At 67.6% G+C, this 13,116-nt stretch carries 14 protein-coding genes; all 14 read left to right on the top strand.

What is annotated here, in order from left to right:
- Positions 1-459 precede the first annotated feature (459 nt).
- The 14 genes from RBB46_RS11500 to RBB46_RS11435 all read left to right on the top strand — a co-directional run bounded on the left by RBB46_RS11500 (position 460) and on the right by RBB46_RS11435 (position 13,066).
- Positions 460-1,095, top strand: coding sequence for a 50S ribosomal protein L21 (locus RBB46_RS11500; protein WP_306029128.1), 636 nt, complete (start codon positions 460-462; stop codon positions 1,093-1,095).
- 46 nt (positions 1,096-1,141) lie between these two features.
- The gene (gene rpmA, locus RBB46_RS11495; protein WP_306029127.1) at positions 1,142-1,411 is read left to right on the top strand and encodes a 50S ribosomal protein L27; all 270 of its coding nucleotides are present in this window, start codon (positions 1,142-1,144) and stop codon (positions 1,409-1,411) included.
- Between the two features lie 133 nt (positions 1,412-1,544).
- Positions 1,545-2,165: a GNAT family N-acetyltransferase gene (locus tag RBB46_RS11490; RefSeq protein ID WP_306029126.1), complete on the top strand. Its 621-nt coding sequence runs from the start codon at positions 1,545-1,547 to the stop codon at positions 2,163-2,165.
- The gene (locus RBB46_RS11485) at positions 2,147-2,725 is read left to right on the top strand and encodes a GNAT family N-acetyltransferase (RefSeq protein ID WP_306029125.1); all 579 of its coding nucleotides are present in this window, start codon (positions 2,147-2,149) and stop codon (positions 2,723-2,725) included. The genes RBB46_RS11490 and RBB46_RS11485 overlap by 19 nt, the downstream gene beginning before the upstream one ends.
- Positions 2,722-3,252 carry a GNAT family N-acetyltransferase gene (locus RBB46_RS11480; RefSeq protein ID WP_306029124.1) on the top strand — a complete coding sequence of 177 codons (531 nt, stop codon included), beginning with the start codon at positions 2,722-2,724 and terminating at the stop codon, positions 3,250-3,252. Before RBB46_RS11485 ends, RBB46_RS11480 begins: the two co-directional genes overlap by 4 nt.
- 46 nt (positions 3,253-3,298) lie before the next feature.
- Positions 3,299-4,342, top strand: coding sequence for a GTPase ObgE (gene obgE, locus RBB46_RS11475; RefSeq protein ID WP_306029123.1), 1,044 nt, complete (start codon positions 3,299-3,301; stop codon positions 4,340-4,342).
- A 90-nt stretch (positions 4,343-4,432) separates the two neighbouring features.
- Positions 4,433-5,680 (top strand): glutamate 5-kinase, encoded by a 1,248-nt coding sequence (gene proB / locus RBB46_RS11470; protein ID WP_306029122.1) that lies wholly within the window; start codon positions 4,433-4,435, stop codon positions 5,678-5,680.
- A complete protein-coding gene (locus RBB46_RS11465) occupies positions 5,673-6,959 on the top strand; it encodes a glutamate-5-semialdehyde dehydrogenase (RefSeq protein WP_306029121.1) in 1,287 nt (428 codons plus the stop codon). The genes proB and RBB46_RS11465 overlap by 8 nt, the downstream gene beginning before the upstream one ends.
- Complete coding sequence (locus RBB46_RS11460) at positions 6,960-7,604, top strand: nicotinate-nucleotide adenylyltransferase (RefSeq protein ID WP_306029120.1); 645 nt, start codon at positions 6,960-6,962, stop codon at positions 7,602-7,604. It begins immediately after the preceding gene.
- 256 nt (positions 7,605-7,860) lie between these two features.
- Positions 7,861-8,271: a ribosome silencing factor gene (rsfS, locus tag RBB46_RS11455; protein WP_306029119.1), complete on the top strand. Its 411-nt coding sequence runs from the start codon at positions 7,861-7,863 to the stop codon at positions 8,269-8,271.
- 99 nt (positions 8,272-8,370) lie between these two features.
- The gene (rlmH, locus tag RBB46_RS11450) at positions 8,371-8,853 is read left to right on the top strand and encodes a 23S rRNA (pseudouridine(1915)-N(3))-methyltransferase RlmH (protein ID WP_306029118.1); all 483 of its coding nucleotides are present in this window, start codon (positions 8,371-8,373) and stop codon (positions 8,851-8,853) included.
- A gap of 228 nt (positions 8,854-9,081) precedes the next feature.
- A complete protein-coding gene (locus tag RBB46_RS11445) occupies positions 9,082-10,476 on the top strand; it encodes a murein hydrolase activator EnvC (RefSeq protein WP_306029117.1) in 1,395 nt (464 codons plus the stop codon).
- A complete protein-coding gene (locus RBB46_RS11440) occupies positions 10,473-11,810 on the top strand; it encodes a S41 family peptidase (protein ID WP_306029116.1) in 1,338 nt (445 codons plus the stop codon). The genes RBB46_RS11445 and RBB46_RS11440 overlap by 4 nt, the downstream gene beginning before the upstream one ends.
- A gap of 77 nt (positions 11,811-11,887) precedes the next feature.
- Positions 11,888-13,066, top strand: a complete 1,179-nt coding sequence (locus RBB46_RS11435; protein ID WP_306029115.1) for a divergent polysaccharide deacetylase family protein — start codon at positions 11,888-11,890, stop codon at positions 13,064-13,066.
- Positions 13,067-13,116: the final 50 nt, after the last annotated feature.

Here is a 13,116-nt window from a genome sequence, read left to right as displayed (position 1 = left end):
GACGCGCCGCACAAGGGGCGGCTTGCGATTTTCCTCGAGGTTTTTGCAATGCCTGCCGGGCCTTGCTCCTGCCTTGTCTCAACGGGCGGATGCGACCTGCCCGCCTGCCGTCCCGCGCGGCAGCACAAAAGCGCCGGGAACAGCGCGCGCAAGCGTTGACTTTGCCTTCCCGATCCGTATATTCGCGCTGCTTCGCAAAGGGACCGAAAGTGTCCCTCCCCGTTGCCCGAGGCATTCCGCCGATCCCCGCAACCGTCAACAGCCGTCCCGAAAGGGCGCGCGTCCGGTTTCGATGTCGGCAGGCCGCCGGGTGTCCCTCACGCAGGGATCCCGCCGGTTTTTCAAAGTTCCCTCAGGGCCCGTCACGGCTCGCCAGGGACGCCGCAGGGCACGGCTGCAAGCCGTCCGGACCACGCCGGTCCGGGTCGTGTCAAAAACGAAAAGAAGGACGTGCGAGACATGTTCGCAGTGATCAAGACGGGCGGCAAGCAGTACCGCGTCGCCCAGGACGATCTGATCAAGATCGAGAAGCTGACGGCAGAGCCGGGCGAGACCGTGACCTTTGACGAGGTGCTGATGGTTGGCGGCGAGACCGCGACCGCGATCGGTTCGCCGGTCGTCGATGGCGCCAGCGTCGTGGCCGAGGTCGTCGACCAGGGCCGCCATCGCAAGATCATCATTTTCAAGAAGCGCCGCCGGCAGAATTCGCGTCGTCGCAACGGCCACCGCCAGAGCTTCACCCTCGTCAAGATCACCGATATCCTGACGGGTGGCGCCAAGGCTGCGCCGAAGAAGAAGGCTGCCGCGCCGAAGACCGAGAAGGCTGCGACGCCGAAGGCTGAGGAAGCTGGCGCCGAGAGCGAGCTGCCGGTGCTGTTCACCGCTCCGGAAGGTCCGGCCGACGATCTGAAGAAGATCTCCGGCGTCGGCCCCGTGCTGGAGAAGAAGCTGAACGCGCTGGGCATCACGACCTATGCTCAGGTCGCGGCCTTCTCCGCGGAAGACATCGCCCGCGTCGACGACGCCCTTTCCTTCAAGGGCCGTATCGACCGCGACAACTGGGTCCAGCAGGCGAGCGAGCTGGCCGGCAAGTAAGCCGCCGTTCAACGCTAACGCTAACGTTTCGACGAGGAGTTTCGTCATGGCACATAAAAAGGCAGGTGGCTCGTCCCGTAACGGCCGCGATTCCGCGGGCCGACGTCTGGGCATCAAGAAGTTCGGCGGCGAGGCGGTCGTTCCGGGCAATATTATCGCGCGCCAGCGCGGCACGAAGTGGCATCCGGGCACGGGCGTCGGCATGGGCAAGGATCACACGATTTTCGCCATGGTCGAGGGCACGGTGACCTTCGAGAACAAGGCCAACAAACGAACGTTTATTACCGTAACGCCACTCGTAGACGCAGCAGAGTAACGCCGACGTGTTTGGTTTCCAACCGCCGGCGTCCCATCGACCCGGCGGTTTGAGAAAACCGGCATGATCGCGACAGATCAGGGGAGATGGGCCGCCATCTCCCCTTTTCTTTGTCGCAACGCCGGAGGACACCATGGTTGCGGATCTCGAAGATGGTCTGGAAGAAGAAAGTCCGGGCGCGGCCGCCCGGCCCCAGGATAGCGAAAGGCTCAGGCTCGACGCCCTGCGCCAGGACGATCTCACCGATATCGTCTTTCTCGCCAACAACCGGCGCATCGCGACCATGGTCGCCTCGATGCCGCATCCCTTCACCGTCGCCGACGGGCGCAACCTGATCGCCACGGCCGCCACGCGCAAGGTGAACCGGGCCAAGTTCGCGATCCGCATGCGCTCCACCGGGCGTTTCATCGGCGAGATCGGCTACGGCACGCTCGACGAGGACGGGCCGATGCATCTGGGCTACTGGATCGGCGAGCCGTTCTGGGGCCAGGGATACGCCACCGAGGCGGCGCAGGCCACCATCGACCATGTCTTCTCGACGACACGGATCGAGCGGCTGACGGGCGCAGCCCGTGTCACCAATCCGGCCTCGCGGCGGGTCATGGTGAAGTGCGGCTTCCAGTTCGTCGACCAGGGAATGATCGTCTCGCGCGGCGCCGGCGGACCGGTTTCCGTCGACCGCTTCGCGCTCGACCGCAGCACCTGGTGCGCCCTCAAGCGCTGGGGGCAGATGTCATGTCTCGTCAGCGCCTGAACGAACGCATCGCAACGCGGCGACTTGTCCTGCGTCCGCTTCAACAGGCGGACGCAGGCGCGATCGACACGCTGTGCGTCCATGACTTCGAGGTCTTGCGCTGGATGACGAGCCTGCCCTGGCCGCCCGAGGACGGGGCGACGGCGGATTTCATCGCGGCGGCGGCGGACCAGGATCCGGTGAGCGGCGAAGCGGCCTTCGCAGTGACGCTTGGCGGCATCCTGATCGGGCTTGTCAGCATCACGGCGCCGGGCGACCTGGCCGAGCATCCGGACTGCCCGACGCTCGGCTACTGGATCGGCCGGCCCTTCCAGGGTTTCGGCTATGCGGGCGAGGCGGCGGTCGCCGCACTCGACTGGGCGTTCGCCGCACATGGCTGCACGGCCGTCGCGGCGCGCGCCTTTACCGACAACGCCGCCTCGCGCAAGGTGCTGGCACGGCTCGGCTTTCGCGAAACGGGGCGAACGACGCGCCGGTCGAAGGCTCTTGGTCGCGAGGTGGAGAATGTCGTCCTGCGCCTGGAACGGGATGAACGTCGGCAAACGGAGGCGGCGCAATGACCCCGCCTGTTCAGACCCCGAGGCTGACGCTGCGGCGGCCGACAGGACAGGATATCGACCGGCTGCTGCTTCTGGCCAACGATTTCGAGGTGGCGCGGATGCTCGAACGCATGCCGCATCCCTACCGGCTCGCGGATGCGGAAGCATGGCTCGCGGCGATCGGGCAGGATGACAGCCGCATGGACCTTGCCATCGACGACCGAAACGGTCTGATCGGCGGGTTGTCGCTACGCGGATTGGACGAGACGCCGGTGATCGGCTATTGGCTTGGCCGGCCCTACTGGGGCCGGGGTTACATGAGCGAGGCGGCGACCGCGGCGCTCGGCTGGTTGTTCGACAGCCGCGGCGTGACGCAGGTCGAAGCCCGCGCCATGACGGAGAACGCGGCTTCGCTGAAGGTCCTGGCAAAGCTCGGCTTCCGCGACGTCGGTGCGGCCGAATGCGCCTCGACCGCCTGCGGGGAGACCCGGCCGGCGCGACGCTGCCTGCTTGACCGCGACACGTTTCGCCGCCTTACATCGGCATGACAGGGGCCTGACCGGCGATCCGGCGGCCAACGGAAAGACAAGACAGATGAAGTTTCTCGACCAGGCCAAGATCTATGTCCGTTCCGGCGACGGCGGTGCCGGCGCGGTTTCGTTCCGCCGCGAGAAATACATCGAGTTCGGCGGACCGGACGGTGGCGACGGCGGGCGCGGCGGCGACGTCTATGTCGAATGCGTCGACGGCCTCAACACGCTGATCGACTTCCGTTTCCACCAGCATTTCAAGGCCAAGACCGGCATGCACGGCATGGGCCGCAACCGCACCGGCGCCAAGGGCGACGACGTGGTGCTGCGCGTGCCGGTGGGCACCGAAATCCTGGAGGACGACAACGACACGGTGCTTGCCGACATGACGACGGTCGGCGAGCGCCTGCTCTTGATGAAGGGCGGCAATGGCGGTTTCGGCAACGCCCATTTCAAGTCCTCCACCAACCAGGCGCCGCGCCATGCCAATCCGGGGCTGCCCGGCGAGGAGAAGTGGATCTGGCTGCGGCTGAAGTTGATCGCCGATGCCGGGCTCGTGGGCCTGCCCAATGCCGGCAAGTCGACCTTTCTCGCCGCCGTCTCGGCCGCCCGGCCGAAGATCGCCGACTATCCCTTCACAACGCTGCATCCCAATCTCGGCGTTGTCGAGATCGACGGGCGCGGCTTCGTCATCGCCGATATTCCCGGCCTTATCGAAGGTGCCCATGACGGCGTCGGCCTCGGCGACCGTTTCCTCGGCCATGTGGAGCGCACCCGCACGTTGCTGCATCTGGTCGACGGAACGCAGGAAGATCCTGGCGAAGCGTACCGGGTGATCCGCGGCGAGCTTGCCGCCTATGGCAACGGGCTGGACGAGAAGCGCGAAGTGGTGGCGCTGTCCAAGGTCGACGCACTCGATCCGGAGACGCGTGAAGCGCGCGCGGCCGAACTGGAAAAGGCCAGCGGCCAGAAGCCGGTGCTGCTGTCCTCGGCCAGCGGCGAGAATGTCGAGCGGACGCTGCGCATGATCCAGAGGGCGATCGACGGCGACCGCGAGGAAGAGGCGAACATGGTGCCGCATCTTCCCAGCGAGCCATGGCGACCGTGACGGTGCTGCCGGGATCGCGACCCGGGCACCATGCCGCCCCTTTCGTCATCTCGCCCGCTTCGGGCAGGAAGCTCACGGACCCAGACGCACATGTCCACCAGCAAAGAGGCCGCCGTAACGGGTAAGGACGGCTCGGGAACCTCCCTCGCAAACACATCCCCCGCGGGCAACCGCCTCACCGGCTATCGCCGCGTCGTCGTCAAGATCGGCTCGGCCCTTCTGGTCGAGGACGGCCGGCTGAAACGCGACTGGCTCGACGCGCTCGCCGACGATCTCGCCTTGCTGGCCCGCGCCGGCTGCGAGCTGATCGTCGTCTCGTCGGGCGCCATCGCGCTCGGGCGCGGCGTGCTGAAACTGCCGCGCGGCCCCTTGAAGCTCGAACAGGCGCAGGCGGCCGCCTCCGTCGGCCAGGTGGCGCTGGCGCAGGCCTATGCGGAGGCGCTCGGCGCGCGCCAGTTGACCGCCGGCCAGGTGCTCCTGACCCTCGGCGACACGGAAGAGCGGCGGCGCTATCTCAACGCCCGCGAAACGCTCAACATGCTGCTGAAGCTCGGCGCCGTGCCGATCGTCAACGAGAACGACACGGTGGCGACCTCCGAGATCCGCTATGGCGACAACGACCGCCTGGCGGCGCGCGTCGCGACCATGGCGAGCGCCGATTGCCTGGTGCTTCTGTCGGATGTGGACGGGCTCTACACCGCTCCGCCGGCAACCAATCCGGACGCGGTGTTCCTTCCGCAAGTGCCGGCGATCACGGCCGAGATCGAGGCGATGGCCGGTGCCGCCGGCTCGGAACTTTCGCGCGGCGGCATGCGCACCAAGATCGATGCCGCAAAGATCGCCACCTCGGCGGGAACGACAATGGCGATCGCCAGCGGCAAGCGGCTCAATCCGCTGGCCTATCTGGAAGGCGGGGGACGGGCGACCTGGTTCCTGGCCCGCTCCACCCCGGCCAGTGCGCGCAAGGCGTGGATCGGCGGCCATCTGGAGCCGCGCGGGGCGCTGGCGCTCGATGCCGGCGCGATCAAGGCGGTGATCGCCGGTCGCAGCCTGCTGCCGGCAGGCGTGCGCCAGGTGGACGGAACCTTCAGCCGGGGCGATGCGGTGCGCATCGTCGGGCCGGACGGGCGCGACATCGGTCGCGGCATCGTCGCCTACGATCACCCCGAGGCGCAGTTGATCATGGGGCGCAACAGCCGCGAGATCGAGGCGATCCTCGGCTATGCCGGACGGGCCGAGATGGTGCATCGCGACGATCTCGTGCTAAGCGGGCAAACGGACGAAACGGGACAGGCCGCGCGCGACGGCACGGCAAGGGGAGTGCGGGACGATGCTTGAACGGGCAACGACCGGAGGCGGTGACATCGCGGCGCTGATGCTCGACATGGGCGCGAGGGCACGCAAGGCCGCGCGCCGGCTGGCGACGCTCGACGCGGCCGCCAAGAACCGCGCGCTTGCCGCGATGGCGGGCAAGGTGCGTGCGGCCAGTGCCGGGATCCTGGCCGCCAATGCCGAGGATATCGCGGCGATGACGGCGAACGGCCAGACCGCCGCCTATCTCGACCGCGGCACCTTGAACGAGGAGCGCATCGAGGCGATCGCCGCCGGCATCGAGGCGGTGGCAGCACTCGAGGACCCGGTCGGCGGCGTGATCGCCGCATGGGAGCGGCCCAACGGCCTCAGGATCGAGCGGGTGCGCACGCCGCTCGGCGTCATCGGCGTCATCTACGAGAGCCGCCCGAACGTGACCGCCGATGCCGGTGCGCTGTGCCTCAAGGCCGGCAATGCGGTGATCCTGCGCGGCGGTTCGGACACGATCCGCTCCAACCGCGCAATCCATGCAGCGCTCGCCGCCGGCCTTGCCGAGGCCGGCCTTCCGGAAGACGCCATCCAGGTGGTGCCGGTGACCGACCGGGCGGCCGTCGGCGAAATGCTGAAGGGCCTGGGCGGTGCGCTCGACGTGATCGTGCCGCGCGGTGGCAAGAGCCTTGTCGCCCGCGTGCAGGACGAGGCGCGGGTGCCCGTCTTCGCCCATCTGGAAGGCCTCTGCCACATCGTCATCGACAGGAAGGCCGATCTCGACATGGCGGTTGCCATCGCCGCCAATGCCAAGATGCGGCGCACCGGCATCTGCGGCGCAATGGAGACCCTGCTCGTCGACCGGGCGGTGAAGGACACCCATCTGGCGCCGATCTGCAAGGCGCTGGTCGCGGCAGGCTGCGAGCTGCGCGGCGATGCCGAGGTCTGCGCGGCCATTCCCGAGGCCGTTCCGGCGAGCGAGGAAGACTGGCGCACGGAATATCTCGACAGCATCCTTTCCGTGCGTGTGGTCGACGGTCTCGACGACGCGATCGGGCATATCGAGACCTACGGATCGCATCATACCGACGGCATCGTTACCGACGATCCGGAGGCGGCCGCGAAGTTCTTCGCCGAGGTGGATTCGGCCATTCTCACGCATAATGCCTCGACCCAGTTCGCCGATGGCGGCGAGTTCGGCATGGGCGGCGAGATCGGCATCGCAACGGGACGCATGCATGCGCGCGGACCGGTTGGCGTCGAGCAGCTGACGAGCTTCAAGTACCGCGTCCACGGTACGGGTCAGGTGCGCCCCTGAATGCGCGCCACCGCGACCGATCCGCGCGACGATCCGCGGACGGCGATTCCGCATGCGGAACCCGGCAATGTCATCGGCCTGTTCGGCGGATCGTTCAATCCGCCGCATTCAGGCCACCGGCTCGTCGCGGACGTCGCCCTGTCGCGACTCGGGCTCGACCAGCTCTGGTGGCTGGTGACCCCGGGCAATCCGCTGAAGGATCACGCGCAGCTCGCCCCGCTGGGCGAGCGCCTCGATGCGGTGGCGGCCCTCGCCCGCCATCCGCGCATGCGGGTGACCGCGCTGGAGACGCGGCTCGGCACCAGCTACAGCGCCCGCACGGTGGACCTGCTGCGACAGAAGCGGCCGCGGCTGCGGTTCGTCTGGATCATGGGAGCCGACAATCTCGCCGGCTTCCACCGCTGGCAGGACTGGCGCGGGCTGATGGAGAGCGTCCCCGTCGCCGTGATCGACCGCCCGGGCGCAACGCTTTCGGCACTCTGGTCGCCGGCCGCGCAGACATTTTCCCGCTGGCGGATCGACGAGCAGGACGCGGGCCTTGTGGCCAGGGAACGGGCTCCGGCCTGGACCTTTCTGCACGGTCCCCGGGACCCGTCCTCCTCGACACGGATCCGGGCCGGGCAGGCCGGCACGCGGATGTCTTGAAAACGCCACCAAGCAGGGCCACTCTATCCCCAGCGTCAGAAGAGTCGCTTTAGGCGAAGTTCTGGCGTAGAAGGCCGGGTACAGAACACCCGCCGGCCGGCAGGTCCTGTGCCCAATCGGCGCGATCCGCGGATCGACCGACGACGAGACCCGCCCTTCGGGACGCAGACGTCGCGGCGATGCGGTCGGCAGGACTGACCGGCACCAACCCTTTCGGGCGGCCGGGCGAACCGGATGAAAGGCTATCCGTCTGAGCATGATCTTTGAACCCGAGGCGACGGCGGCAGCCGCTCCTCATCCCGCAGCAGGCGGCACGCATGGGCGTGCGAGCCTGCTCGACACCGTCCTCACCTCCCTTTCGGATTCCAAGGCCGAGGACATCGTCACCATCGACATCACCGGCAAATCGCCGATGGCCGACCAGGTCATCGTCGCATCGGGACGTTCGCACAGGCATGTCGGCGCCATCGCCGATCACCTGCAGAGCGACCTCAAGGATGCCGGTCATGGCAATGCCAAGATCGAGGGAGCACCACAGTGCGACTGGGTGCTCATCGATGCAGGCGACGTGATCGTTCACGTGTTCCGCCCCGAGGTCCGCGACTTCTACAATATCGAGAAGCTGTGGTCGGCGGATGTGAGCGCGCCGGTGCATTACGCCGGCTGAGCCGAGGCGGCAACTGAGCACGCCGGAAAGGGACCCGCCGCATACCCGGCGGCGGGGATGGAGTTCTTTCGCTCCTCCCCGGCAAGGCACGGATACCGGATGCGCCTGCACATAGCCTGTATCGGACGGCTGAAGTCGGGACCCGAGCGCGAGTTGTTCGACCGCTACGAAGGACGCGTGGCCAAGGCCGGGCGCGCCGTTTCGCTGGGTCCGCTGTCGGTTGCCGAACTACCCGAATCACGCGGCGCCCGCGCGGAGGACCGCAAGAGCGAGGAGGCGCGCGCACTGCTGGCGGCAATCCCGGCGGGAGCGGCGATTTTTGCGCTCGACGAAACCGGAAAGACGCTGACCAGCGAGGCATTCGCCGAACAGCTCGCGGGCCTGCGCGATGCCGGCACCGGCGATCTGGCGCTCGTGATCGGTGGTCCGGACGGACATGGCGAGGCCGTGCGGCAGGCGGCGCGCCTGACGCTGGCCTTCGGCCCGATGACCTGGCCGCACCAGATCGTGCGCGCGCTCGCAGCCGAGCAACTCTACCGCGCGGTGACGATCCTGTCGGGGCATCCCTATCACCGAAGCTGAAAACCGGACTGCCGAGGGGTAATTCTGCCCGTATTCCGCCCTATTTCTCGTCTAGGGGTGTTAACGAAGGCAGGATTGAACGGTTTACCATTCGTTAGGGTTGACGTTTCGTTAACGTCCCTGGGGCAAGCTGATCACTCGATTTTCAGCCCGTCCCGCGGGCCTTGCGCATGACGGAGGACAATCCGCCGCGCGAGGTCGCCGCGACAGACGCGGGCGGAGTGGTGGATGCGCGACAAACTGCCTAGTGAGACCATGCGGACAGCCCTGGTGCTGGTTTCCCTTGCCCTCGCTGCCGGTCCGGCGGCGCATGTCCTGCAGCCGGCCACGGCCATGGCCAGCGAGGAGATGGCGGGCGAAGAACCGGATACAGGCGAGGCGGCAAGCGGGACCGACGAGACCCAACAGCCGCTTGCCGAACGCAAGGCCCGGCGCGAGGAAGAGTTGTCGGCGCTGACCCGCGACCTGTCTCTGTCATCCGACAGGCAGGCGGCACTGGCCCGGGAGATTCGGGCCATCGAGCGTGATCGACAGGCCCTGAATGCCGATCTCCTGCGCACGGCGCAGCGGGTGACGCGCCTGGAGGAGCAACTGGCGGCGACCGAAGACCGGTTGCGCCGCCTGGGAGAGAACGAGGACGCAGTGCGCGCTTCCCTTGTCGAACGGCAGGACGTGCTGGCCGAGGTGCTCTCGGCCCTGCAGCGCATCGGCCGGCATCCGCCGCCGCCGCTTGCCGTGCGGCCGAAGGATGCGCTCGGCGCGGTGCGCAGCGCGCTGCTGCTGAATGCGGTGATGCCGGAGTTGAGCCTCGAGGCCCAGGCGCTGGCAAGCGATCTTGCGTCACTGCGACAGCTCAAGGTTTCCAGTGCCGCCGAACGCGACCGGCTCGTTGCCGATGCCCGCCGGCTGGCGGAAGAACGCACCCGGGTCGAGCTTCTGGTCTCGTCGAAAAAGCGCGAGCGCGAAACGAGCGAGGCGGAACTGGCGCAGGAAAAGGCGCGCTCCGAACAGCTCGCCCAGGACGCAAGCTCGCTGAAGGACCTGATCGCGACACTCGAGAGAGACATCACCAGCGCCCGCGAGGCGGCAGAGGCCGCAAGACGGGCAACCGAAGAGCGGAAGACGCGAACGGCCTCCGCCGATCCCTCCCGCGACCCGGGCCGGCTGGCGCCGGCCTTCGCCTTCACCGAGGCGAAGGGGCGGATCAACACGCCGGTCACCGGGGCGGTGCTGCGCGACTACGGCATGGATGACGGGTTCGGCGGCCGCACGCAGGGACGCTCGATCGCGGCGCGGACGGGGGCCCAGGTCGTGGCCCCGGCCGATGGATGGGTCGTCTATGCCGGGCCGTTCCGCTCCTACGGGCAGGTCTTGATCCTGAACGCCGGCGACGGATATCATATTCTCCTGGCCGGCATGGACAGGACGAATGTGGAGCAGGGACAGTTCGTGCTGGCGGGAGAACCCGTCGCAACCATGGGCGAGACGCGCGTCGCCAGCGCCGCCACGCTCGACCTCGCGGCACCGCAACCGGTGCTCTATGTTGAATTTAGGAAAGACGGCGTTTCGATCGACCCCACCCCCTGGTGGGCTCGGCCCGAAGAAGAAAAGGCTCGCGGATGATTCGGAAAGCTTCCCTGTTGCTGGTCGGCGCGCTCATTGGCGGCGCGACCATCACCGCCCTCTCGCAGATGCCGGTGCGCGTCAGTGGCGTGGCCAATGCCGCAGCCTCCGACACCTATCGGCAACTCAACCTGTTTGGCGACGTGTTCGAGCGGGTCCGGTCCGACTATGTCGAGGTGCCCGATGATGCGGCGCTGATCGAATCCGCGATCAACGGCATGCTGAGTTCGCTCGACCCGCATTCGAGCTATCTCTCGCCGAAGCACTTCCGCGACATGCAGGTTCAGACCCGCGGCGAGTTTGGCGGCCTTGGCATCGAGGTCACCATGGAAGATGGTCTCGTCAAGGTGGTGACGCCGATCGACGACACGCCCGCCTACAAGGCTGGTGTGCTGGCCGGCGATCTGATCACCCATCTCGACGGCGAGCAGATCCAGGGCCTGACCCTTTCCGAGGCCGTCGAGAAGATGCGCGGACCGGTCAACACGGGCATCGACCTGACCATCCGCCGCGAGGGCGCCGCCGAGCCGATCAAGCTGACGATCACCCGCGACGTCATCCGCATCCGTTCCGTGCGCCACCGCGAGGAAGGCTCCGTCGGATATGTTCGCGTCACCCAGTTCAACGAGCAGACCTATGACGGCCTGAAGGACAGCATCGACGAGCTGGCAAAGACGATCGGCCCGGACAAGCTGAAGGGCTACGTGCTCGACCTGCGCAACAATCCCGGCGGCCTGCTCGACCAGGCGATCGCGGTTTCCGACGCGTTCCTGCAGCGGGGCGAGATCGTCTCGACGCGCGGTCGCAACAACGACGAGACGCAGCGCTACAATGCCCGGTCCGGCGACCTCACCGAGGGCCTGCCGGTCATCGTCCTGGTCAATGGCGGCTCGGCGTCGGCCTCGGAGATCGTCGCAGGCGCGCTGCAGGACCATCGCCGCGCGACGGTGCTGGGTACGCGCTCCTTCGGCAAGGGGTCGGTGCAGACCATCGTGCCGCTGGGCGCCAACGGCGCCATCCGCCTGACCACGGCACGCTATTACACGCCATCCGGCGTCTCCATCCAGGCAAAGGGCATCACCCCGGACATCGAGGTGCTCCAGGAGCTTCCCGATGAGCTCAAGGGCAATGCCGAGACCAAGGGCGAGGCGGGCCTGCGCGGCCACCTGCAGGGCGAAGGCGACGGCGAGGAAAGCTCCGGCAGCCAGGCCTACGTGCCGCCGGATCCCAAGGACGACGCCCAGCTCAAGCTGGCGCTCGACCTGCTCAACGGCGTCCAGGTGAACAGCGCCTTCCCGCCGGTTGGCGACCAGAAGGCCGGTATCCCGAACTGATCCCGCGAAACTGACCGGATGCGGCGGCCCAAGGGAGGGACCGCCGCATCCGCCCGTCACAACCAAGATGAGGCATCATGGCGGGGAATGACCTGTCGGCCCCGCTGGGGCTCGGCAAGAAAAAATATCTCAACCTCCCTCTCGGCCTGATCGGCGCCGGCGTCATAACCGTGCTCCTGACCACGGCGCTGGTCTGGGTCGGTGTCGTCAACGATCCGCTCGGCGGCGAACCGACCGCGTCGGTCCCGCTCGAACGCTCTCTCGACGGCCTCTCCGCCCGCGACTTCGGCGTCGTCGAGATTCGGCCCTCTCTGCCCGATCAGGGACAGGAGGCCGGCAAGGGGGCCGGCCAGCGTGCCGAAACGCTCGGCCCGCGCTTCGAACCCAAACCCGTGGGCGAACAGAATTCCGGACCGCATCCGAGCGAGGCCGCGATGGTGTCGACCGCATCCCTGTCGGTGCGGCCGGATGCGCGCGTCATCGAGGCCGGGCCGCACGGAGCGATGCCCGTCGTCTCGGACGGCGGCCTGCGGCCGCTCGACGTCTATGCAAGGCCGGCAAGCCAGTCGTTCTCCTCTGTTCCCAAGATCGCGATCATCGTTGGCGGGCTGGGCCTTTCCCAGACGGGCACGCAGGCCGCAATCGACCGGCTGCCGCCCGACATCACGCTTGCCTTTGCGCCCTATGGCGCCAGCATCGACCGCTGGATGCAGCAGGCGCGGCGCGACGGGCACGAGTTGCTGCTGCAACTGCCGATGGAGCCGTTCGACTATCCCGACAACGATCCGGGCCCGCATACGCTGCTGGTCAGCAACTCGACCGGCGAATTGCGCGACCGGCTTGCCTGGCTGCTCAGCCGGATGAGCAACTATGTCGGGGTGATGAACTACATGGGCGCGCGCTTCACCTCGGCCGAATCCTCGCTGGAGATGCTGCTTGGCGAGATCACCAAACGCGGGCTGATGTATGTCGATGACGGTTCTTCCTCGCGCAGCAAGGCGACCGCCACCGCAAGCGGCATGCGCACCCCCTTCTCCCATGCCGACCTCGTCATAGACGACGTGCCCCGGCCAAAGGAGATCACCGCCCGGCTGCTGCAGCTGGAAGGCACCGCCCGGGCGCAGGGCATCGCCGTGGGCGTTGCCAGCGCCCTGCCCGTGACCATCGACGAGCTTGCGAAATGGTCACGCGACCTGGAAGAACGCGGCCTGCAACTGGTGCCGATCTCCGCATCCATCGACCGGGGAAGCCGCTAGCAGAAGGCTGCCCGGCAGGGCCGCCCCGACAGCATCCGCTTTTCCGGTCC

The sequence above is a fragment of the Stappia sp. MMSF_3263 genome (genome assembly GCF_030733745.1).
In the GTDB taxonomy this organism is placed as follows: Bacteria; Pseudomonadota; Alphaproteobacteria; order Rhizobiales; family Stappiaceae; genus Stappia.
This window is presented reverse-complemented; position numbering and strand designations above follow the sequence as displayed.